This window comes from Blastococcus capsensis, from assembly GCF_030165005.1.
Classification (GTDB): domain Bacteria; phylum Actinomycetota; class Actinomycetes; order Mycobacteriales; family Geodermatophilaceae; genus Blastococcus; species Blastococcus capsensis.
This window is the reverse complement of sequence record NZ_JASNNW010000025.1, coordinates 1-22635: the sequence shown is the minus strand read 5'-3', so window position 1 is coordinate 22635 and position 22635 is coordinate 1. Positions and strand designations below refer to the sequence as shown.

General features: G+C 71.5%; 19 protein-coding genes and 1 pseudogene. 2 read left to right on the top strand and 18 right to left on the bottom strand.

Annotation, left to right across the window (positions count from 1 at the left end; translation table 11 throughout):
• Window positions 1–13: 13 nt before the first annotated feature.
• The 8 genes and pseudogenes from QOZ86_RS18490 to QOZ86_RS18450 all read right to left on the bottom strand — a co-directional run bounded on the left by QOZ86_RS18490 (window position 14) and on the right by QOZ86_RS18450 (window position 10159).
• Complete coding sequence (locus QOZ86_RS18490) at window positions 14–1132, bottom strand: hypothetical protein (protein WP_284493445.1); 1119 nt, start codon at window positions 1130–1132, stop codon at window positions 14–16.
• On the bottom strand, window positions 1072–2106 hold the full coding sequence (locus QOZ86_RS18485) for a hypothetical protein (protein WP_284493444.1): 1035 nt from the start codon (window positions 2104–2106) through the stop codon (window positions 1072–1074). Before QOZ86_RS18485 ends, QOZ86_RS18490 begins: the two co-directional genes overlap by 61 nt.
• A pseudogene (locus QOZ86_RS18475) lies at window positions 2103–3551 on the bottom strand (UGSC family (seleno)protein). The gene QOZ86_RS18485 and the pseudogene QOZ86_RS18475 overlap by 4 nt, the downstream one beginning before the upstream one ends.
• Window positions 3548–4630: an acyl-CoA dehydrogenase family protein gene (locus QOZ86_RS18470; RefSeq protein WP_284493441.1), complete on the bottom strand. Its 1083-nt coding sequence runs from the start codon at window positions 4628–4630 to the stop codon at window positions 3548–3550. Before QOZ86_RS18470 ends, QOZ86_RS18475 begins: the two are co-directional and overlap by 4 nt.
• Window positions 4627–5766 carry an acyl-CoA dehydrogenase family protein gene (locus tag QOZ86_RS18465; RefSeq protein WP_284493440.1) on the bottom strand — a complete coding sequence of 380 codons (1140 nt, stop codon included), beginning with the start codon at window positions 5764–5766 and terminating at the stop codon, window positions 4627–4629. The genes QOZ86_RS18470 and QOZ86_RS18465 overlap by 4 nt, the downstream gene beginning before the upstream one ends.
• A gap of 65 nt (window positions 5767–5831) precedes the next feature.
• A complete protein-coding gene (locus tag QOZ86_RS18460; protein ID WP_284493439.1) occupies window positions 5832–6569 on the bottom strand; it encodes an enoyl-CoA hydratase-related protein in 738 nt (245 codons plus the stop codon).
• 32 nt (window positions 6570–6601) lie between these two features.
• Window positions 6602–8800 (bottom strand): acetate--CoA ligase family protein, encoded by a 2199-nt coding sequence (locus QOZ86_RS18455; RefSeq protein WP_284493438.1) that lies wholly within the window; start codon window positions 8798–8800, stop codon window positions 6602–6604.
• A gap of 135 nt (window positions 8801–8935) precedes the next feature.
• A complete protein-coding gene (locus tag QOZ86_RS18450) occupies window positions 8936–10159 on the bottom strand; it encodes an acyl-CoA dehydrogenase family protein (protein ID WP_284493437.1) in 1224 nt (407 codons plus the stop codon).
• Between the two features lie 118 nt (window positions 10160–10277).
• Between QOZ86_RS18450 and QOZ86_RS18445 the strand changes: the two genes are divergently transcribed.
• Window positions 10278–11501, top strand: coding sequence for an ISAzo13 family transposase (locus QOZ86_RS18445; RefSeq protein WP_284493436.1), 1224 nt, complete (start codon window positions 10278–10280; stop codon window positions 11499–11501).
• Window positions 11502–11862: 361 nt separating this feature from the next.
• Entirely contained in the window at window positions 11863–12264 is a 402-nt protein-coding gene (locus QOZ86_RS18440) for a VOC family protein (RefSeq protein ID WP_284493435.1), read from the top strand.
• Between the two features lie 128 nt (window positions 12265–12392).
• On the opposite strand, the gene QOZ86_RS18435 is transcribed toward QOZ86_RS18440, so the two are convergent.
• The 10 genes from QOZ86_RS18435 to QOZ86_RS18390 form a co-directional block, all read right to left on the bottom strand.
• Window positions 12393–12806 (bottom strand): nuclear transport factor 2 family protein, encoded by a 414-nt coding sequence (locus QOZ86_RS18435; RefSeq protein WP_284493434.1) that lies wholly within the window; start codon window positions 12804–12806, stop codon window positions 12393–12395.
• A gap of 48 nt (window positions 12807–12854) precedes the next feature.
• Complete coding sequence (locus tag QOZ86_RS18430; protein ID WP_284493433.1) at window positions 12855–13967, bottom strand: MFS transporter; 1113 nt, start codon at window positions 13965–13967, stop codon at window positions 12855–12857.
• Window positions 13968–14079: 112 nt separating this feature from the next.
• Window positions 14080–14865 (bottom strand): enoyl-CoA hydratase/isomerase family protein, encoded by a 786-nt coding sequence (locus QOZ86_RS18425; RefSeq protein WP_284493432.1) that lies wholly within the window; start codon window positions 14863–14865, stop codon window positions 14080–14082.
• Between the two features lie 28 nt (window positions 14866–14893).
• Window positions 14894–15976, bottom strand: a complete 1083-nt coding sequence (locus QOZ86_RS18420) for an acyl-CoA dehydrogenase family protein (RefSeq protein ID WP_284493431.1) — start codon at window positions 15974–15976, stop codon at window positions 14894–14896.
• The gene (locus tag QOZ86_RS18415) at window positions 15973–17109 is read right to left on the bottom strand and encodes an acyl-CoA dehydrogenase family protein (RefSeq protein WP_284493430.1); all 1137 of its coding nucleotides are present in this window, start codon (window positions 17107–17109) and stop codon (window positions 15973–15975) included. The genes QOZ86_RS18420 and QOZ86_RS18415 overlap by 4 nt, the downstream gene beginning before the upstream one ends.
• A gap of 2 nt (window positions 17110–17111) precedes the next feature.
• Window positions 17112–18410, bottom strand: a complete 1299-nt coding sequence (locus QOZ86_RS18410) for a CaiB/BaiF CoA transferase family protein (protein WP_284493429.1) — start codon at window positions 18408–18410, stop codon at window positions 17112–17114.
• On the bottom strand, window positions 18407–19510 hold the full coding sequence (locus tag QOZ86_RS18405) for an ABC transporter ATP-binding protein (RefSeq protein ID WP_284493428.1): 1104 nt from the start codon (window positions 19508–19510) through the stop codon (window positions 18407–18409). The genes QOZ86_RS18410 and QOZ86_RS18405 overlap by 4 nt, the downstream gene beginning before the upstream one ends.
• Window positions 19507–20553, bottom strand: a complete 1047-nt coding sequence (locus tag QOZ86_RS18400) for an ABC transporter ATP-binding protein (RefSeq protein WP_284493427.1) — start codon at window positions 20551–20553, stop codon at window positions 19507–19509. The genes QOZ86_RS18405 and QOZ86_RS18400 overlap by 4 nt, the downstream gene beginning before the upstream one ends.
• Window positions 20554–20555: 2 nt before the next feature.
• On the bottom strand, window positions 20556–21578 hold the full coding sequence (locus QOZ86_RS18395; protein ID WP_284493426.1) for an ABC transporter permease: 1023 nt from the start codon (window positions 21576–21578) through the stop codon (window positions 20556–20558).
• On the bottom strand, window positions 21575–22519 hold the full coding sequence (locus QOZ86_RS18390; RefSeq protein WP_284493425.1) for an ABC transporter permease: 945 nt from the start codon (window positions 22517–22519) through the stop codon (window positions 21575–21577). The genes QOZ86_RS18395 and QOZ86_RS18390 overlap by 4 nt, the downstream gene beginning before the upstream one ends.
• Window positions 22520–22635: the final 116 nt, after the last annotated feature.

Sequence of the window (22635 nt, the reverse complement as noted above, 5' to 3'; positions counted from 1 at the left end):
CACCGAGCCGTGGTCAACCCGCCCGGGAAACCGGTTCCAGCGGCAGCACCGGCGCGGTCACCGATCGGGACCCGCCCATCCAGGTCGGCAGCAGGAGCATCTTCACCCCTGCTCCCCCGGTGACGACGACGTGCACGTCGGCCGGCGACCCCGCCACCGCCAGCCCCGAGGCCGCATACGCCGGCACCCCCGCCCGGAAGGCCAGCGACGCCGCCGCGCCCTGCAGCAGCGCAGTGCCCTGCTCGAACAGGAACTCCGCGATCCGCTCGTAACCCCACCCGTGCATCGCCAGCAGCTCCGCCGGCTCCGGCGGCAGCAGCAGGAACTGCTCCCCGAGGGCGCCGCGCGCCGGATCCCCCATGGCGAGCACCATCCCGGCCATCGCCGCCGCGGCCGGCCCCAGCACCGACGGTGGCTCCCGGTAGCCCTCCCCCGGCAGCACCTCCACAGTGGCACCGACCCCGATCACCGTCACCGCGTCGACGTCCACCCCGAGCCCGCGGCGCTGGGCCAGCGACGGCAGCGGGCGCGAACTCTCCGCCGTGCAGCAGGTGTACTTCGCCGGCTGGCCGATCGTCGCCATGTCGGTGAGCCCCGCGGTCGCGCCCCCGATCCCCGCCAGCGCCATCGACACCGCCCGACCGATGCAGGCGTTCGCCCGGTTCCCCGTCCCGAGCCCGCCCGCACCCGACGTCATGCCCAGCCGGCGCGCCCCCGGCCCGTGCACCAGCACCGCCACCGCCGGCGCACCGGTCGTCGTCGAGATCCCCAGCAGGTTGAACGAGTCCGCCAGCGCCGCCCGGCAGGCGGCGATCACCACCGGCAGCTCGTCGACCCGGCAGCCGGCCAGCACCGCGTACCAGGCCACCGCCCGCACGCTGAGCGCCCCGAACAGCGGCGGCACCAGACCGAACTCCTCGTCGGGCGCCGCAACCCCGGCCAGCATCGCCTCCACCCGGGCCGCGGTCGGCGGCACCACCGGCAGCCCGTCCCCGTGCCCGCCCGCCAGCAGGTCGGCCAGCACCGCGGCCGGGTCGGCGTCGTCGGCGACCAGCGGCAGGTCCGGCGAGGTCACCGCGCGACCGGCACCGGGCGCGACACCGCCGCCGTCGCGCCGAACGACGGGATCCACGCCGAGTGCTTCCCGGCCCCGCCGGCCACCAGGACGTGCAGCATCTCCGGCCCGGTGCTCACCGTGTACATGTCGCCGTCGGGCTTCACTCCCCAGTCCTCGAACTGCCGGCGGTTCTCCTCGGAGAACTGCGACACCGGCATCCGCGCCCGCTCCCACAGCCAGTCGCGGATCGCGTCGACCGTCCACCCGTCGCGGTGCAGCGTCGCCGCGTGCTCCGGGCCCAGCACCAGGAAGTGCGGGCCCTTGACGTACACGTTGTTGGACCCCGCGTCGGTCATCGTGCCGGCGATCGTCATGAGCAGGCCCAGACCCGTCGTCGACCCGTGGTCGTTGATGTTGTGCGGCCCTTCGCAGGCCGCCACCGTCACCATCGACTCCCCCGGCGCGAACCCGCGGCGCACCGAGAACGGCTCGAAGGGGCTCTCCTCCTCGTTCTCGCCGAAGCACCACGAGTACTTCGCCGGGGTGCCCTGCGTCGACCGGTCCATCGACCCCGGCCGCGCGCCCCCGATGTGCGTGGTGACCAGCTGCACCGCCCGGCCGATGACGGCGTTGGCCCGCGTGCCCTGCCCGAAGCAGTTGCCGCCGGAGTTGAGACCGACCGCAGTCCGCACCGGCCCCCCGACGACCACCAGCGGCGCGCACGGGTGCGTCGTCGCCAGCACGCCGTGCAGGTTGTACTCCGGCGCGAGCATCGCCCGCACCGCCGCCAGCACCACCGGCAGGTCCGCCGGGCGGCACCCGGCCATCACCGCGTTCGCCGCGAAGCTCTCCCGGGTCGGCACCAGCCCGGAAGGCGGCACCGGACCCAACTCCAGGTCGATGCCCTCGAGCGCCGTCAACGCCGCCGCCACCCGCGCCGGCGTGGGCGGCACCGTCGGCAGCCCGTCACCCCAGCCGCGCTCCCAGGCGACCTCGTGCCAGGTCTCCTCGGTGACGCCGGGGAGCTCGATCACCTCCGTGTCCGTCATGCGCTACCCCGCGCCTCGTCGGCCAGCGGCAGCAGCGCACCGGCCGCGGCCTCGATCCGCTCGGCCAGCTCTGCCTCGTTCAGCCCACCGACCGGGTGCGGCACGACGACGATCCGCGGCGTCACCCGCCGGGCCTTCGCCTGCGCCTCCACCAGCGGCAGGAACGTCGAGGTCACCAGCAGCGGTGCCACGGCGCCACGCTTCTCCAGTTCCACCGAGTCGTGGAGACTCCACGACGAGCACGAGCCCTAGTCACCGACCGCCACGAGCACCATCTTGTAACGCTGCGACAGCCAGTCGATGACGTCCTTGTCGGCAGCCGCGGAGGCGTTGGGCTTGCTGGCGAAACCGAGCTCGGGCAGCTCCCAGTGCTCCTGCAGCCGCTCCCCCACCCCGCGCAACAGCTCCGTGGCGTTCGGCTTCGAATTCGAGAACAGCGCCACCTCCGACCAGTCCGCCGTCCCCCCGGCCTGCGCCTCCGCCGCGGAGTCGGCCGGCTGGACACCGAAGGTCGGGTCCACGATCCGGAGGCCGGGGCCCCCCGCCGGGCGCAGCATCGCCACCGCCGCCGCACCGGCGGCCTCGCCGTCGGCTCCCGCCGACGGCACCGACCCGGTCGCCGCGGAACGGGCGTCACCGGCCACGAAGACCGTGGGGACGGCGGTGCGCACGCCGCCCTCGGTGCGCAGCCGGCCCGCCTCGTCCGTGGGCAGCCCGTCGACCAGGGCGCCCGGCCCCCGCCGTCCGACGTAGGGGAACAGCCCGTCGACGGCCAGTTCCCGCTCGCTCCCGGCCGTGGCGACGACGACGCCGGACAGCACGCCCTCGCCGCGCAGGGCCGTCACCGTCGCCCCGGTCAGCACCTCGACGCGGGCCGACGCAGCCAGCCGCCCGACCCGCTCCCCCGACCAGCGCGGCTGCCCGGGCACCAGCACGGTGACCGCGGTGGCGACCTCGGCCAGCTCCAGCGCCTCCTCGGCGGTCCAGTCGTCGTCGCCGACGACCGCCACCGCCCGCCCGCGGAACAGCGGCCCGTCGCAGCCCGCGCAGGTGGAGATCCCCCGGCCGACGAGCAGCTCCTCGCCCGGCAGCCCCAGCCGCCCGGCGGTCAACCCGGTCGCCACCACCACCGCGCGGGCGCCGACCTCCCCCTCGGAGGTCTCCAGCCGCGGCGCGGCACCGGCACGCACCCGGGTGACCTCGGCGAAGGACATCGTCACCCCGGCCGCCTCGGCCTCGGCCACCAGCCGGCCCAGCAGCCCGGCCGAGGACGTGACCTCGCCCGGCTCCGGCACGTCGTGCAGCGTGGTGAGATTCACCAGTTGCCCGCCCGGGGTCATCCGGTCGTAGGCCACCACCCGCAGCCCCGCCTCGGCCGCCACCCGCGCGGCGGTCAGGCCCGCCACGCCGGCACCTACGACGGCCAGGTCCCAGTCGCTGTTCATGCGTTCACCAGCCCCGTCGAGATCCGCGGCCACAGCTCGTCGGCGCCGGCGTCGGCCAGGCGCCGCCCGAGTACCCGGTTCCAATACCGCTCGCTGCCGAACTCGTCCCGCCACGACCAGAGCCGCCGGGTCAGCTGGCCGAGCTCGTACTCCTTGGTCATGCCGATGGCGCCGTGCGCCTGGTGCGAGGCCCGGGCTGCCACGGTCGCCGCCTCGCCGGCCACCGCCTTGGCCGACGCGACGTCGAAGAACCCCGGCTCCGGCCGCGCGTTGCGCGCCGCCACCTCGACCGCCAGGCCGGCCAGCTGGGCCTCCTCGGCGATCGTCACCAGGTGCGCCTGCACCGCCTGGAAGCGGGCGATCGGCCGGCCGAACTGCTCCCGCTCGCCGGTGTAGCGCAACGTCAGCTCGCTCACCCGGGCCAGCGCGCCGGAGATCAGCGCCGCCCGGCCCAGCGCGCCGCGCAGCCGCAGCGCATCGTCGTCCACGCCCGCCGGTGCGGAAGCGACGGTCTCGTCGGCCAGCGGGACGTCGTCCCATGCCAGGGCGTCCCGCGGCTCCGCGGCGAGGTTGCGGCCCGGGGTCACCCGCGCCGCGGCGGTCGGCGCCGAGACCACGCAGGCCCTCCCGCCGGCCGGCGCCAGCAGCGCCACCCGCGCGCTGCGGCCGCCCCACGGCACGCGGTGCACCCGCGCGGTCAGCCGCCATGCGCCCGGGCCGCCGGAGAGCTCCACCACGTCGTCGGGCCGGCCGGCCGAGGCGGTCAGCGGCCCGTCCACCGGCAGCTCCAGCCCCGCCGCCGCCAGCAGCCAGCCGCCGAGCAGCCCGGCCTCGGCCAGCGGCACCGGCGCGGCGAACCGGCCGGCCACGGCCAGGAGAGCGCAGGCGTCCGCGACGTCGCCGCCCGAGCCGCCGGCCTCCTCGGGCACCGATACGTACGGGAAGCCCGAGGACCCCAGCGCCGCCCACAGCCGGTCGCTCCAGCCGGAGGTCTCGGCGGCGACCACGTCCTCGGGGGTGCACAGATCGCGGAAGACGCCGGTGGCGACCTCGGTCAGCATGGTCCGGTCCTCGCTCACGAGCCCAACCCCTTCGCGGCCACCGACCGCAGGATCTCCGTCGTCCCGCCCTGCAGGGTGACCTTCGGCGAGGTGAGCACCGCCTCGGCCAGCAGCTGCTGGAACAGCGTGCCGGTGCCCTGGTCCACCTCGGTCTCGGCGGCCACCCGCAGCGCCTCGACCAGGTCCTGCTCGAACCGGGTGCCCACCTCCTTGACCAGCGCTGCCTCGACCGCCGGCGCCTCCCCGGCGTCCAGGGCGCGCGCCACCGACAGCGACAGCTGCCGGATCGCCCAGAAGCGGGCGGCGAACCGCCCGATCACCGTCGCCTCGTCGTCGGCGACCGCCGGGCCGGCGTGCTCGCGGACGAACGCCCGCAGCACCGGGAACGTCGACAGCCACCGGTCGGGGCCGCTGCGCTCGTAGGCCAGCTCGCTGGTCACCTGCCGCCAGCCCGAGCCGACCTCGCCGAGCACCATGTCGTCGGGCACGAAGACGTCCTCGAGCGCGACCTCGTTGAAGTGGTGCGAGCCGTCCAGGAACGGGATCGGCGAGATCCGCACCCCCGGGGCCTGCAGGTCGACGATGAGCTGGGACAGCCCGGCGTGCTTGCGCCCCTCCTCCATCGGCGAGGTCCGGCACAGCACCGCGAAGAAGTGGTTGCGGTGCGCCTCGCTGGTCCACACCTTGGTGCCCGTGACCGTCCAGCCGCCGTCGACCTTCGTCGCGCGGGTGCGCACCGAGGCGAGGTCGGAGCCGGAGTCGGGCTCGCTCATGCCGAGGGAGAAGTAGATCTCGCCGGCCGCGATGCCGGGCAGGAACCGGCGCCGCTGCTCCTCGGTGCCGTAGTGCAGCAGGGCCGGCCCGGTCTGCCGGTCGGCGACGAAGTGCGCGCCGATCGGGGCCCCGGCGGACAGCAACTCCTCGGCCACGATGAACCGCTCCACCGCGCTGCGGCCGTGGCCGCCGTACTCGGGCGGGAGCGCCATGCCCACCCAGCCGCGGGCGGCGAGCGTGCGGGAGAACCCGGGGTCGTGCCGACCGGCGAACCCCAGCGCGGGGCGGTGGTCCGGGGGCAGCTGCTCGGCCAGGAACTCGCGCACCTCGGCGCGCAACGACTCCTCGGCGGGGCTGAGCGTGGTGGCGCCGAACTGCATCGCCGGACCTCCTCCGGTCGGGGTGCCCGCCGGGCCGCCGGTGGAGGGCGGCCCGGCGGGGACGGTCAGGCAGTCTCGCGCCGCCGCTGCGACCACATCTGGGTGGCCCGCTCGAAGTGCAGCGCGGCCTCCCAGCCGATCCCGGGGGGGCCGGCCTCGGTGCGGAAGGAGCGGGCGGCCTCGCGGGCGAGCTCCGGGTCCTTGGCCGCGCGCCCGGCCAGCTCCAGCGCCAGGTCCTCGACCTGGTCGTCCGGCACGGCCTTCCAGGCCAGGCCGATCTCCGCGGCGCGCACCCCGTCGATCTCCTCGCTGAACAGCCCCATCGCGGCAGTCGCCTCGCGGCCGGCCGTCCGGGAGCTGATCGTGAAGTAGCCGCCGCCGGGGTGCAGACCGATGCGGAGGAAGCCGGCCATCAGCCGGGCCGTCTCGGAGACGATCCGCAGGTCGGTGGCGAGCGCCAGGTTGATGCCGGCGCCCACGGCGGCGCCGCGGACGGCGGCGATCGTCGGCACCTGCAGCGTCCCGACCCGCTTGAACGCCTGGTAGACCGCGCCGAGTTCCTTGTAGGTCTTGTCCTCGGCCTGGTCCGAGCCCGCCGTCCAGCGTCGGCGGTCGGCACCGGAGCAGAACGTGCCCCCCTTGCCCAACACGACGGCGGCACCGATGGCCGGGTCGCCGTCGATGTCGTCGCACAGCTCCGACAGCTGCATCCCCATCTCGGGCGTCAGCCCGTTCTTCACCTCGACGTTGTCGACGGTTAGGACGGCGACGCCGCCCTGCTTCTCCAGGTGTACCTGTCCCACGGGGGAAGTCCTGCCTCTCTGTGTCGGTGGTGCTATTCGCCGAGCGGGGCGCGGTGCCCGGTGGTGCGTACCAGCACGTCGACGGCGGTCGCCCCACCGCCCCGCGCCCCGACGATCAGGGGGTTGACCTCGAACTCCGCGAGCCGCTCGCCACCGGCGACGGCGGCCTGCGACAGCCGCACCACCGCGTCGACGGCAGCCGCGACGTCGGCCGGTGGGGCGCCGCGGAAGCCGGCGAGCAGCGGCCACGCGCGAAGGCCACGCAGCATCGACCAGGCGCGCTCGGGGCTCACCGGGGCCAGCCCGGAGGCGAGATCGCGGTACAGCTCCGTGGTGACCCCGCCGAGGCCGACGGTGATCACCGGCGGGAAGCCGTCCCGGCCGGCGGTCGCGGCGAGGATCAGCTCGGTGCCCGGCGGGATGAGCTCCTGCACCAGCACGCCCTCCACGTCGGGCACGTGGTGCCGGCGGGCGGCGTCGACCAGCTCGGTGAAGACCGCCGCCGCCTCCTCGGCCGCCACGCCGACCCGCACGCCGCCGACCTCGCTCTTGTGCGCCAGATCGCCGGCGGCGAGCTTGAGCACGCCCGGCCCCGGGAGCGCCGCGACCGCGTCGCGCGCGGCCTCCGGTGTGGTGACGAGCGTCGAGGACGGCTGGGCGATGCCGATCGCGCGCAGCAGCTCCGGTCCGTCGACGGCATCGGCGCCGAGCAGCTCGCGGACCCGGGCGGCCGGCACTTCGGGCGACGGTGGCAGGGCCGGCGCGGTGCCCCGGTGCGCCGGTGCGGCCATGCGCGCGGCGGCGCGGGCGACGTCGCCGACCGAGCCGAAGACCGGGATGCCCGCCTCGCGGAACACCCGCCGGCCCTCGGTGGTCAGCTCCTGGCCGGCGATCCAGCCCACCAGCAGCGGTACCGGCAGCTTGGCCGCCGTCGCCACGAGGTCCTCGGCCAGCCGCGCGCCGGCGTCGCCGACCACCATCGTCACGAAGACCGCGATCGCGTCGACCGAGGGGTCGTCGGCGACGATCCGGCAGACATCGCCGAACGCGTGCGCACCCCGGTTGAACAGCTGGGCGGTGACGTCGACCGGGTTGGCCAGCGCGCCGAACGCCGGGATGAGCGGGCGCAGCCGGTCCTGGGTGTCGGCGGAGAGCTCGGGCATCTCCAGGCCGAGGTCCTCGCACTGGTCGGCCGCGAGGCTGCCGGCCCCGCCCGAGGTGGTGACGACGGCGACCCGCCGCCCCTCCGACCGCTTGCCGGTGGACAGCAGCGCGGCCACCGACAGCAGCTCGTCGATGTCGTGGACCAGCACCACGCCGTGCTCCTCGGACGTGAGCACGAAGGCGACGTCGTCACCCAGCATGGAGCCGGTGTGGCTGGCCACCGCGCGCCGTCCGGCGCTGGAGCGGCCCGAGCGGAGCACCACGAGCTGCTTGCCCGTCTCGCGCGCCCGGCGGGCGAGCGAGGCGTAGGCCTGCCCGTCGTCGGTGGCCTCCACGTAGAGCATGAGGACCCGGATGGCCGGGTCCTCCAGGAGCTCCTGCGAGACCGCGACCAGGTCCAGGTCGGCCTGGTTTCCGGTGCTGGCCCAGAACGACAGGCCCAGGCCCATGTCGGTGGCCAGGTCGAGCACCGAGCCACCGACGGCGCCGCTCTGCCCGACGTAGGCCACGCCGCTGTCGGAGGTGAGCGGCCGGTCGGCCGCCGCGGTGAACGTGGCGACCACGCCGGTCGGCGCGTACAGGAAGCCCTGGCAGTTGGGGCCGAGCACTCGGACGCCGGTCTCCCGGGCCACCGCCGCCAGGCGCTGCTGCAGGGCCAGCCCCTCGGGCCCCACCTCGGCGAAGCCGGAGGCGTAGACGACGGCGGCCGACGCCCCGGCCGCGGCCGCCTGCCGGATGGCGTCCTCGACCCGGTCGGCGGCGACCAGCACGAGCACCAGGTCGACCGGCCCGGGCACGTCGGCCAGCGCCGGGTAGCACCGCTGCCCGACCAGCTCCTCGTAGTTCGGGTTCACCGGGTAGATGCCGCCGGTGTAGCCGTGCTCGACCAGGTAGCGCAGCGGCCGGGCCATGAGGTTTTCCGAGCGGCCGGAGATGCCCAGCAGTGCGATGCCCCGCGGGCGGAGGAAGCCCTGGAGCCCGGAGAGGCCGTGGTCCTGCCCCGGCGGCTCCGGACGCGGATCCGCCGACGGCGCGGATGGCATGGAAGTGGGCAGCGGCACGGTCATCGGCGACGCCTCCGGCGTGAGGGGAAATCATCAGCAGCTAAGGTGACATAGACGTCAGTGTCAACAACGGCCGCGCGCCCGGCACGGTACCGATCCCGGTGCGTGCGCCGCCCTCCCCTGCCCGGTCGGACGTTGCTAGGGATTGCTTCCGCCCGCTGCAGGGCCGCGCCCGTCGGCAGCCGGCCGTCCCATCGCAGCCGAACCGAGCATGTCCCGCGCGATCAGGAAACGCTGAATCTCACTGCCCCCCTCGACGACGCGCATGGTCCGCAGGTCCCGGAACCAGTGCTCGAGGTTGAGCTCCTTGCTCAACCCCATCCCGCCGAGGATCTGGATGGCGCGGTCCACCACCCGGAAGCCCATCTCGCTCGAGTAGAGCTTCGCCATCGACGCGTCCAGTCGCGCGTCCTGGCCGGCATCGTCCTTCCGGGCGGCCTGCCAGGTCAGGAGTCGAGCCGCGTTGAGCTCGACCAGCGAGTCGGCCAGAGGGAACTGGATCCCCTGACGAGTGGCGAGGAGGGCTCCGAACGTTTCACGCTCCTTCGCCCAGGCGACCGCCATCGCGATCGCTTCCGCGGCGACCCCGAGCGCCTGCGCCGCCAGCATCAGCCGCCCCCGGACCATCCACCGCTCGGCCAGGGCGAAGCCTTCGCCCTCTGCGCCGATCCGGTTCTCGACCGGAATCTCGCAACCATCGAGGGCGATCTCGGTGGTCCAGTGGTTGCGCATGACGGGAACCGGCGAGACCTGCATCCCCGGCGTCCCCGACTCGACGACGAAGGCACTGATGCCCTTGCGCCCCCGGGCGGGGTCGGTCCGGGCGTAGATCACGCCGAAGGATGCCTCGTCGGCGTTCGTCGACCACATCTTCCGACCGTTGAGGACGTATCGATCGCCGCGACGGGTGGCCGTGGTCCGCATGGCCCGAGCCGGGTCCGAGCCGCCCGATGGCTCGCTGATCGCGGTGAAGGTCTTGAGTCCCCGCTCGATTGTCGGCCTGACGAAGCGGTCGATCTGGTCCCGGCTGCCTCGGTAGAGGGGCACCGGGGGGCTGTAGCCGAACACCCCACCACCGGGGACCGGGAAGGCGAACCGGTGGCGGCTCGCCTGTTCCCACACCAACGTCATCTCGAAGGTCGACAGTCCGCCCCCGCCGAGCTCCGCCGGCGCGTCCATGCACCAGAAGCCACTGCGCCGCGCCTTCTCCTGGAGGGGCACCAGCACCTCGTCCGGAAGGGCCCGGGCCGTCGGATCGAGACCGGCCTCGGCGGGCGATATCTCGTCGTGCACGAACCGCCCGACGGTCTCGTACAGGGACCGGAGCTCGGGCGGTAGATCCACACCGTGGAACGCATTCATCTGCGCGGCCTTCTCTGCGAAGGAGCGTCCGCCGCGCCGCCGTCGGCGAATCCCTGACTACCTTAGGGCCCGGCAGGGATCAACTCCAGGTTGAGCGGTGGAGGGCCAAGGTTGGTGAGTGGCGACGACCGGGGTTTCCGATGAGGTGCTGGCCGAGAAGTACGCCAGCGTGTTCCCACACCTGAACGAACGGCAGCGGCGGCTGCTGGCCGGGGCCGAGGCGCGGGCGCTGGGTCGGGGCGGAGTCGCCCAGGTTGCTCGGGCCAGCGGGCTGCATCCGGAGACGGTGACCGCGGGCATGGCCGAACTGGCGGGCGGCGCGCCGGTGACCGACCGGGTGCGTCGCACCGGGGGCGGGCGCAAGCCGTTGACCGAGACCGACCCGACGCTGCTGTCGGACCTGCAGCGGCTGGTTGACGACGAGGCTCGTGGGGATCCCGAGCGGCCGCTGCGCTGGACGGCCAAGTCCACCCGCGAGCTGGCCGCCGCACTGGGCGAGCGAGGGCATCGGGTCAGTCACTTCGTGGTCGGGCAACTGCTGCACCAGCTGGGCTTCAGCCTGCAGGCCAACGTCAAAGCTCGAGAGGGCCGCCAGCACCCGGACCGCGACGCCCAGTTCCGGCACATCAACGCCGCGGTCAGCGAGGCTCTCGATGCCGGCCAGCCGGTGATCAGCGTCGACACCAAGAAGAAGGAACTGGTCGGCGACTTCAAGAACGCCGGCCGCGAGTGGCACCCGAAGGGTGAGCCCGTCGAGGTGCGCACCCACGACTTCAAGGACCCGGAACTGGGCAAGGCGATCCCCTACGGGATCTACGACCTGGCGAACAACGAGGGCTGGGTCAGCGTCGGCGTCGACCACGACACCGCGCAGTTCGCCGTCGCCTCGATCCAGTCCTGGTGGGAGCACCTCGGCAGGGCGCGCTTCCCGTCCGCGACGACGCTGACGATCACCGCCGACTGCGGCGGCTCCAACGGCAACCGCACCCGGCTGTGGAAGACCGAACTGCAGCGACTGGCCGACACCACCGGCCTGACCATCCGGGTCTGCCATCTTCCGCCGGCGACGAGCAAGTGGAACAGGATCGAGCACCGGCTGTTCAGCTTCATCACGATGAACAGGCGTGGCAAACCGCTGGAAAGCCGCCAGGTGATCATCGACCTGATCACCTCGACCACCACCGGCACCGGGCTGAAGGTCTACGCCCGCCTCGACGAGGGCGCCTACCCCGACAAGATCAAGGTCACCGACGCCGAACTCGGCGCCGTCCGACTCCACGGCGATCCGTTCCACCCGGAGTGGAACTACACCATCACTCCGCACGTCACCGTCGACTGCTAACTACATCGATGTAATTCGCTGCCAAGCCCTTAGGTGTCCCTCGATCGGTCATGGCCGACGTTGAGCCTTGGTGTCCCAGCGGTGTAGAACGCGATCCGAGCCTCGGCCGGCCCGGGCCTGTCCGAGCCGTTCGTCGACCACTGCCGCACCCGACCGACCGAAGACCCGCGCCTGTGGCCATGGCGCTGTCGGCGCTTCCCCGCCTGAGGGTCCAGTCGCTCCGCCGCCGACCCGGCCGCCACGCCGGCTCGGGTCGCTCGGCGGCGAGTTCTCCGGATTGTCCGGCCCCCGGTCGCGGCATATCGGACGGACGGCGTACCTGGTCGAGGAAATGAGGGCCGGTCTCCACTAGCCTTCCGCCATGGCTATCAAGCTCACCAAGGAATCGATCGACCTCGGCATCGTCGCGGCGGACCCGGATGGGTGCCTGACCTTCTACCGTGACGTTCTGGGATTGGAGGATCTCGGGCAGACGGAGATGCCCGGTGGCACCATGCACCGACTGGGCTGCGGCGGCAGCATTGTAAAAATCATCTCGCTCCGGAAACCTCCTGCCGACAATGCCGCTCCGGGCGGACTGAGGGGTGCGACGGGATACCGCTACTGGACTTTGTCAGTCGCCGACCTCGAACAGGTGGTCGCGGACTGCGAGGCGGCGGGCAGGCGCATCCCGGTAGCGCCGACTGAATTGCGGCCGGGAGTGCGCATCGCCATGGTGGAGGACCCCGACGGGAACTGGGTCGAATTGCTCAGCGAAGCCTGAGCACAACCGTCGCCCGGGCGCCGGCACGTCGGTACCGGCGCCCGGGCCCGCGGAGCGACCGGGAGGGGTGGTCGATCTCGACCCGGCGAGAGGAGGTCCCCGCACTGCCGCCTTGCGGGTCCCGGTCCCTAGGGCTTCACAAAGCGGGGATCAGCCTCGTAGGGGTAGTCGCGGAGTCCCGTTCGCGCGCCCTTCGGGTCGTGCGTCCAGTACTGCCGGATCTGGCTGATCCGCCCGTCCCGGAACTCGTAGTGCTCAGACCCGCGCACGACCAATGCCTCTGATTCTTTGCGGTCGATCATGGTCCACTCGGACGCAGCGGAACTGTCGCCCTCGACGAATGTGTCGATATGCCAGGATGCGTCGCCGCGCTGCTCACGTACCTTCGCGAAGAATCGGCCGATCTCATCGGCTCCTGCAACCGGGCGGGCGTTGGAGTCGTAAACGATGGCATCGGCGCAGAATGACCTGGTGATCGCCTCCACGTCTCCCCGCGTGCAGGCGTCGAAATAGTCCTCGACGAGTTGACGATTGGTCTTCACGAAAGCCTCCGGGTTGGGACGACGGGTCGATGGTCGACAGCGGAACAACTATGAATCGGCGGCCGTCTCCCTTCCCGCGAGCTTGGCTGCCAGAAGAATGGTCACCGCCGCGATGGCCAGCCCGATTCCCCCTGCGCCGAACGCGTGGCCGTAGCCGAAATGCTGGACGACGAGGCCGAATCCGAGGGGCCCGAGCACGGCGCCGCTCGAGGTCCCTACCTGGGTGAGGGCGGTCGCGGCTGCCGGATCGTGTGGGTTCAGCTGCACCACCGACAGGATGAGGAGGCCTGGCCAGCCCCACCCCAGGCCGTAGGCGATCGTGGCACCAAGTGCATACAGAAGGTGATCCCCGGAGGCCAGTGTGGCGAAGCCCAGGGCTCCGAGGGCCAACATGAGGGCCACCACCTCCAAGTGTCTCGCGCCTCGGCGGTCGGCCTGCAGACCCGATCCCAGCCGCGCCAGGATCCCCACCGCGCTCGCTCCGGCGAAGAGCAGCCCGGCCTGGGCCTCGCCCCACCCGGCCTCTACCGCGCCGGCCACCAAGAAGATGCTCAGGCTCGTGGCGCATGCTGCGGCCACGCCGGCCCCCACGGCGATCACCACGAGGGTCTTGCGTGGCAGTCGTCGGCGCGCCGTGGCGTCGGATGCCCAGTGGTCCCTGCCGCCGCCGCCAGGCGCCCACAGCGCCAGGACGATCGCGGGAACCGCCAGCAGCAGGAACGCCCAGCGCCAGCCGACCGTCAGGCCGAGCGCCGGAACGGCGACGCCGGCGAGCAGGCTCGATGCCGGGATGGCGGACTGCTTCACTCCGTACGCCGTGCCCTGCCTGCCGACGGTGACCCGCTGTGCCAGGAACAGGTTCGTCGCGGGCTGCGCCAGGGCGTTGCCGGCTCCACCGAACGCAAGGAGGAGGAGCAGGATCGGCAGTGAGTTCACCCAGGCCCCGGTGACCAGGAGAACGGCGCCCACCACGACAGCCGACACACGCATCGCGGTACGAGAACCCAACTTGGCGACCAGGACGCCCGCGAAGGGCGACATCACCGTCCCGGCGCCGAAGAACGCCGCGGATGCCGCCCCGAGCGCGCTGACCGGTATCTCCAGGTCGGCGCTCAGCTGAATGGCCAGCCCGCCCACGAGCGACAGCGGCAGCACGGTCATGGTGGCCACCGCCACTGCCGCTGCGCTCGGCCCCGCGATCGACGGCGGACGCGTCGCGTCCACAGCCTGCGCGGCGCCTGGCGTTCTCATGCGGGGAGGGAAAAGCCGGATCTCACCGTGCCCTCCACACCGGATCCCGCTTCTCCACAAAGGCTGCTACCCCCTCGGCGCGGTCCTCGCTGTGATACGGGTTCGGACCGACGTTCAAGCGGAGTGCTGCCGACAGGGGAAGTTCGCCGCCCCGTCCGATCATCGCCTTGTAACGGCGGATGGTCAGCGGTGCATTGGCGACCAACTGCCGGCACAGGGCGACTGCCTCGTCGAGCAGCGAAGCGGCCGGGATCACCCGGTTCACCAGGCCCCACCGATGAGCCTCCTGGGCCGGTACGAGTTCACCCGTGTACAGCCATTCGTAGGCGATGCCGCGGGGCACGATGCGCGGGAGCAACTGGCACCCGAAGTTGGCCCCCATGCCGCGCTTGGCCTCCGGCAGGCCGATGCGGACGTGGTCGGCAGCCAGCCGGACGTCGCAGGCGAGCGCCAGCTCGCAACCACCCCCGGCAGCGACACCGTTCAGCGCGGCAACCACCGGCTTGCTGCACTCGAGCACCGTCTCGAAGACGTTGCGTTCGGCACCGCCCATGGGCATCGTCGGGGGCCGGGACGCAGCATCGTTCTGGTTGACCTCCTTGAGGTCCACGCCGGCGGAGAAGGCGCGGTCGCCGCTGCCGGTCAGCAGCACCGCCCACACGTCGTCGTCGGTGTCGAATGCGCTGAACGTGCTGACGATGTCCTTCATCAGGCCCGTGCTCAGTGCATTGAGGCGCTCCGGCCGGTCGATGGTGACGCGGGCGACACGGTCGACGACCTCGACCGAGAGACCATTTTCAGTGCGCAAGGCCAGTCCTTTCCGAGGTGAGGTGGTATCAGGCGTTGCTGAACAGACCCGTGGAGATGCGGGGCCAGAGCGCGTCGGATCCCGCCTCTGCCACCTGCCGCCCGAGCAATCGGCTCCAGTCCTCGGCTCTGCCGAACTCGTCCCGCCAGGACCACAGTCGCCGGCTCAGCTGACCGAGCTCGTACTCCTTCGTCATACCGATCGCTCCGTGGGCCTGGTGCGATGAGGCGGACGCGATGTTGGCCGCCTCGCCCGCCACGATCTTGGCGGCGGCGACGTCGAAGAAGTCGCACGCTCTGACGGCGTTCCCGGCTGCCGCCGTCACCGCCATGATGGCCGCCTCCGTCTGCTCGGCGATCTTGACCAGATGCTGCTGAACGGCTTGGAAGCGTGCGATCGGCCGCCCGAACTGCTGCCGCTCGTTGGTGTAGCGGATCGTGATCGCACTGACGCGGGACAGCGCACCGGACATCAGCGCGGCCCGTGCGAGCGCACCGCGCAGGACCAGCGCGTCCGTGGACACCCCGTCGGGGGCGGGTGCCACCGCATCGTCGGAGGTCGCCACACCATCGAGACGAACGGTGTCCCGTGGCTCACCGGCGAGGTTCCGGCCGGGCTCGATCCTCGTGTCATCCGGTTTCACCGACACCACGTAGGCCTGGCCGTGCTGCTGCGCGATGGCGACGATGCGCTCGCTCTCGCGGGCCCACGGCACTCGGTGCAGCTGTCCGCTCAGTCGCCACGAGCCGGGACTGCCCGTCAGTCCGAGAGTGTCGTCGCGGTTCCCGACACCCACGGTCGCGGGCCCGGACGGGAGCTCCAGGCCCGCTGACGACAGCGCCCAGCCGGCCAGCAGGCCGGTCTCGGCGAGCGGTACGGGCGCTGCGAAGGCGCCGGCGACACGCAGCAGCGCACAGGCGTCAGCGACCGAGCCTCCGGAACCGCCGTGCTGCTCGGGTACCGACACCCAGGGGAACCCGGCCTCGGCGAGCGCGCTCCACAGGGGCCCCGGCCAGCCGGACTGCTCGGCAGCACGCACGGTTTCGGGCGAGCACAGATCTTCGAAGATGGACGTGGCAGCGTCGACGAGCATCCGTCGTTCGTCGTTCATCGGCCCAGACCCTTCGCGGCGACGGAACGCAGCACCTCGGTGGTCCCGCCGCGAAGGGTGAAGGACGGACCGGTGAGGATTGCCTCTGCCAGCAGCCGAGCGAACAGCGAACCCCTACCGGGGTCGAGTTCTCGGTCCGCGGCGGCGCGCAGCAGGCCGATGGACTCCTGCTCGAAGACGGTGCCCATGTCCTTCACGAACGCGGCCTCCATGGCGGGCGCTCTCCTCGCGTCGATGAGCCGGGCGACCGACAGGGAGAGTTGCCGGATCGTCCAGAACCGGGCCGCCAGGTATCCCACCGTTCGGGTTTGGGTGTCATCCAGTGGTTGATCGGCCAGCTCGCGCAGCATCTCGCGGTACACGTTGAAGGTGCTCAGGTAGCGATCGGGCCCGGACCGCTCGTAGGCCAGCTCCGACGTCACCTGCCGCCACCCTGAACCGACCTCGCCAAGGACCATGTCGTCCGGGACGAACACGTCCTGGAGCAGGACCTCGTTGAAGTGGTGGCTACCGTCGAGGTAGGGGATCGGCGAGATCTTCACTCCCGGTGCCGACAGGTCGACGATCAGCTGACTCAAGCCGGCATGCCTGTCCCCTTCGTTGGGCGAGGTGCGACACAGCACGGCGAAGTAGTGGTTTAGGTGAGCGCCGCTGGTCCAGATCTTCGTGCCGTTGATCAGCCAGCCTCCATCGACCTTCGTGGCCGCCGTCCGGACCGAGGCCAGGTCGGACCCGGAGTCGGGCTCGCTCATGCCGAGGGAGAACCAGCACTCTCCCGCCGATATGGCGGGCAGGAAGCGCTGCCGTTGCTCCTCCGTGCCGTAGTGCAGCAACGCGGGGCCGGTCTGCCGGTCGGCCACGAAGTGGGCCCCGAGAGGGGCGCCCGCTGCGAGCAGCTCCTCGGTCACGATGAAGCGGTCCACCGCGGTCCGTCCGTGCCCGCCGTACTGGGGCGGGATCGCCATCCCCACCCAGCCTCGGGCGGCCAGCTTGCGCGAAAATCCGGGGTTGTGGCCGGCGGCCATGCCGAGTCCCGGTCGGAAGTCGGGCGGGAGTTCCTCGGCGAGGAACTCCCGGACCTCGGACCGCAGTTCCTCTTCTGCAGCGGTCAGGGTGGTCGGGGCGAACTCCACTACTACCTCCTTGAGGGGCCGGGAACGGAAGACGGATCGGCCGCCGCATCGACCGGCGATCCGGCCACGACTGCGCCCGCCTCGATCAGGGCGGTGACATCTGCTTCGGCGAACCCGAGCTCGGTGAGCAGCGCCGTGGTGTGGCGGGCGAAGGACGGTGAGGGTGCGTGAGCCCGCATGGGTGTTGCGCTGAAGCGGAGCGGAACTCCGATACCCCGGTAGCGACCGACGGTCTCGTGGTCGTAGTCGGCTACCAGACCCTCGGCCTCGATGTGGGGATCGAAGAACATCTCCTCGAGATGGCGTACCTCGGCGACCGGGACCTGGTTGGCCCGGAACAGCTCGACCCACTCAGCGCTCGTCCGGCTGGCCAGGACCCCCGCCAGGCGGACACCGAAACCTGCTGGGTCGGTGTCCGCCAAGGAGCCGTCGAGCCCCGTCACCTCGGCGAGGCGTCGACGGGCGTGCCCGCTTCCGGCGCCGATCGAGATGCTGCCGTCCTGCGTGCGGAACACGCGGTAGTGGGCGGTGTGGCTGGGCGGATCGGGACGCATGCTGCGGCGAACCTGTTCCACCTCGGCGTGCGGCGCCCCGGCGCGGCGGAGCTCCGGGAGACGTGTCTCGACGAACTCGTGCCGCCAGTCGTCCTCCCCGTAGACGTGCGCCAGGGAGTTGTTTTGGATCGTGAGGGCGGTGCCGAGCAAGGAGGCATCGACCCGCTGGCCGACGCCCGTCCGCTCGCGGACGTACAGAGCCGAAGCGATGCCGCCGAACAGGAGGAGGGACGTCGAGTAGTCCGCCAGCTGCACCTCGCTGTGTCGAGGCAGGCCGTCCTCTTCCGCCGCGAGGGACGTCATCAGGCCGGACCGCGCCTGGACGACCACGTCCATACCCGGCAGCCCGGCCTCCGGGCCGACGTGGCCGAACGCCGTGACCGCGCCGTAGACGGCCCGGGGGTTGATGCCGGCCACGCTGTCGTAGTCGAGCCCGCGGCGTTCCACAGCGGCGGGACTGAGATTAACGAGGACGACGTCAGCCGCCTCGATGAGCCGGTGGACGACCGCGGGTGCCTCCGGGTGGGCAAGATCGATGGCGATGCTTTCCTTGCCGCGGTTCTTGATCAGGAACTGACGAGTCTCCCCAGGTGCGAGCTGCGCGGGCCCGGACCGGTACGAATCGCCGGTCGGCGGCTCCACCTTGATGACCCTGGCCCCCGCATCGGCCAGGAGCTGGGCGCAGAAGGGGACGACGACGAACTGACCGAACTCCACCACGGTGAGGCCGTCGAAGGGACCGGTCACTTCTCGTCACCGATAGTGCGCCCGCCGTCGGAAACGGTGAGGAGGCTCGGACGGTGGTCGTCCTGAGTCGCGTCGAGACGCTGCCGGCCGGGCATGCCCAGCTCGGCGAGCGACGCACCCTTCAGAACCGGGCCGGACGTCTGCAGGTGGCACGCGGTCGCCCCGCCACCGTCGATCGGCGTCATCTCCGGCATCACCTGGCGGCAGACATCCATGGCGTAGGCACAGCGGGTGTGGAACGGGCAACCGGACGGTGGGTTCGAGGGGTCGGGGAGGTCGCCCCGCAGCAGGATCCGATCCCTGTTCCGATGTGTCGGGTCCGGCACGGGGATCGCGGAGAGCAGAGCCTGCGTGTACGGGTGCGCGGGGCGGGTGTAGACGCGCTCCGTCGGCCCGACCTCGACGATGTGGCCGAGATACATGACGGCCACCCGGTGCGAGATGTGCCGCACCACGGCCAGATCGTGAGCGATGAACAGGTAGGACAGCCCGAACTGCTCCCGAAGGTCCTCGAGCAGGTTGATGACCTGGTTCTGCGTCGACACGTCCAGCGCCGACACCGCCTCGTCACAGATGATCAGCTTGGGATTCAGCGCCAGCGCTCGAGCGATCGCTACCCGCTGGCGTTGTCCACCGGAGAACTCGTAGGGATAGCGGTCGGCGTGACTCGGGCGGAGCCCGACCAGGTCCAGCAGCTCGGCGACCCGCCCTCGGCTGTCCTTCCTCGACTGGCCCCGGTGGACCCGCAACGGCTCCGCGATGCTGGCACCGACCGGTGCCGAGGGGTCGAGCGAGGAGTACGGGTCCTGGAAGACCATCTGCATCTCTGCGCGGAGTCGCCGCAGTGCCTTGCCCTTGTAGCCGGCGACATCGCGGCCTCCCATGCGGATCTCGCCGGACTCGACCGGAACCAGCTGGAGGACCGCACGCCCGGTTGTCGACTTGCCGGACCCCGACTCACCCACCAGGCCGAGAGTCTCTCCGGTCGCGATCTCGAAGCCGACGTCGTTGACTGCCCGGACGGCGTGCTCCGGCCCGAACAGGCGCTTCTTCCTGAAGGTGACGTGCAGGTGCTCGACCTCCAGCAGGTTCTCCGTCACTTCGCTCCGTTCAGTTCGAGCTCGTGCGTGCGCACGCACCGGCTCAGCCACCCGGCTCCGACTGGCTCCAGCGGGATGGGTCCCTCGGTGCACTTGGGCTCCGTGTAGGGACAACGGGGGTGGAAGCGGCATCCCGGCGGCATGTTCCAGGGCTCCGGCGTGCGTCCCGGGATGGAGGCCAGGCGTCCGCTTCGGGCGCCGACCTGCGGCATGGCTGAGAGCAGTCCTTCGGTGTAGGGCATCCTCGGCCGTTCGAAGATCGGTGCCACGGGGGACTGCTCGACGACCTGGCCGGCGTACATGACGACGACTCGATCGCAGACCTCCGCGACCACACCCAGATCGTGGGTGATGAGCAGTACACCCATGCCGATCCCCTCCCGCATCGATCCGAGCAGCTCGAGGATCTGGGCCTGGATGGTCACATCGAGAGCCGTGGTGGGTTCGTCGGCGAGGAGGATCTTCGGCTCGCAGGCCAGTGACATGGCGATCATGGCCCGCTGCCGCATGCCGCCCGAGAACTCGTGCGGATAGGACCGGACACGCTGGGTGGCGTTCGGGATGCCCACCAGTTCGAGCACCTCCACCGCGCGCTGCATCCCGGCCTTGCGGCTGCCACCCCGGTGCCGGCGTACCGTCTCCGCGATCTGATCGCCGACGGTGAATGCCGGGTTGAGGCTCGTCATCGGCTCCTGGAAGATCATCGAGATCTCGTTGCCGCGTACATCGCGCATCTCTTTGTCGGACATCGCGGTCAGGTCGCGGCCGTCGAACCAGATGTGTCCGCCCGCGTGCCTCCCCGGCGGGCGCTGAACCAGCCCGAGGATGGACAGACCGGTCACTGTCTTGCCCGAGCCGGACTCACCGACCAACCCGACGATTTCTCCCTGCCCGACGCTGAACGAGACGTCGGAGACGACATTGGCCCAACCGTGGTCGGTAGCGAAGTCGACGCTCAATCCGTCGACCTGGAGAATGCGGTCCGCATCCTCGGGGAGCGACGTCGACCTCGACGGTTCGACCGTGGCTACGTCATCGCGCATGGTCAGTCACCCTTTCTTACCTCGCGCCCGAGGGAGTCGCGAAGCCCGTCGCCGATGAGGTTGAAGCAGAGAGTCGTCACCGCGATCGCAAGTCCTGGCCACCACACGAGGAATGGCGAGCTTCGGATGTCCCCGAAGGCGTTACCGAGCATGTTTCCCCAGCTGGGAGTCGGTGGGACCACGCCGAGCCCAAGAAGGCTCAGAGCCGCCTCGGCCAGGAGAGCCGCCGCCAGCATGAGCGAGATCTGCACCAGCAGGGGTGACAGGATGTTCGGCAGGATCCGCCGCGCGATGATGCTGTGCGCCGGCGTCCCGATGCTCACCGAGGCCTCGATGTAGGTCTCCGCCCGCACGCCGAGCGTCGCGCTGCGTACGACCCGGAAGAGACGGGGGGAGTAGACGATGCCCAGGGCGATCATCGCGTTCGTGAGCCCGGGACCGGTCGCGGCGATGATCGCGATCGCGAGGATGATCGCCGGGAACGTCATCAGCACGTCCGCGGCCCGGCCGAGGATCCAGTCGACCCGGCCGCCGACGTAGCCGGCGATGAGGCCGAACGGGACGCCGACCGCAACAGCGATACCGACGGCCGTCGCCGCTGCGAACAGCGAGGCCCGGCCTGCGTAGAGGATGCGGCTGAAGGTATCCCGGCCCAGCGCATCCGACCCGAGCCAGTGAACGGCGCTCGGCGCACTCAGCCGGTTGCGGACGTCGATGGCGTTGGGATCGTAGGGCGCCAGCCAGGGGGCGAACACCGCCGCCAGGATGATGAGAAAAAGGATGCCGAGCGCCACCACGGAGACACGATTGCTGGCGAATCGACGGAGGAACCGCCGGAGCCCGGGGGACCGGACCGGCGCGGCCGCCTCGCCGGTTCCCGGGGCCGAGTCCGACGGGGCGCTGGGGGGCGACTCGCTCCCCGACGGCTGATGGGGGTCCACGCCGGGCGAGAGCGATCCGTCGTCAGTAACGGCGGTCTGCGCCTGGTCCGTCCGGCTCCGGCGCCCCGCACTAGGAAGATTCATGACTGTCGGATCCGTGGGTTGAAGTAGCCGTAGGAGACGTCGACGAGGATGTTGATGAAGAGCACCATCAAGGCCGTGACGAGAAGGACTCCCTGAACGATCGGGAAGTCGCGGGAGAAGACCCCCTGGTAGGCCAGCTGGCCGATGCCGGGCATCGCGAACAGTTGCTCGATGACGACGGTGCCGCCGATCAACCGGTTCGCCTCGATGCCGAACACCGTGACCACCGGCAGTGCCGCGTTCTTCATGGCGTGCTTGCCGACGACGCGCCGTGGGCTCAAGCCCTTGGCCCTCGCCGTGCGGACATAGTCCTCGGCCATGACCGTGGATACGGCAGCCCGCGTCTGTCGGGCGATGACGGCAGCGGGCGCGAGAGCCAGCGCTGTCGCCGGGATCACGAGGTGCAGCAACCACTGCACCGGGTCATCCGAGAAGGGTACGTAGCCCACCGCCGGCAGCCAGGGGTTCTGGATGGCCAGGAACAGCACCAGCATCATGCCGAGCCAGAAGTAGGGGATCGCGACCCCCAGGCTGGCGAGGAAGGTGGCCAGTCGGTCGATCAGCCGGCCCGGGCGCAGTCCGGCCACAGCCCCGATCGTGAGACCGAGGATCACGGCGAGCACGAGGGCGGCCGCGGCGAGGGACAGCGTCGCCGGGAGTCGGGCGATGATCGACTCCCAGACGGTCTGACCGGTGAAGAGGGAGTTGCCGAGGTCGCCGGTCAGGGCGCCACTGAGCCAGTCCCAGTACTGGACGAGGAACGGGTCGTTGAGCCCCAGCCGTTCCCGTACCGCCTCGATGGCTTCCGGAGTGGGCTGGGGACCGGCGAGCGCGACAGCCGGGTCGCCGGGAACGAGGACGATCAGACTGAAGATGAGAAAGCTGACGACGAGCAGCAGAGGGATGCTCACCAGCAACCGGCGGACGAACAGACCGAGCACGTTTTCTCCCCATCACGGACGAGGGCTGTCTGTCGGGCACCTGAACGGTCACGTCAGGCGCAGGAGCAATCCGGGCGGGGGCTGACGACCGCCGTCGGACAGGTGCCGGGGGGGGG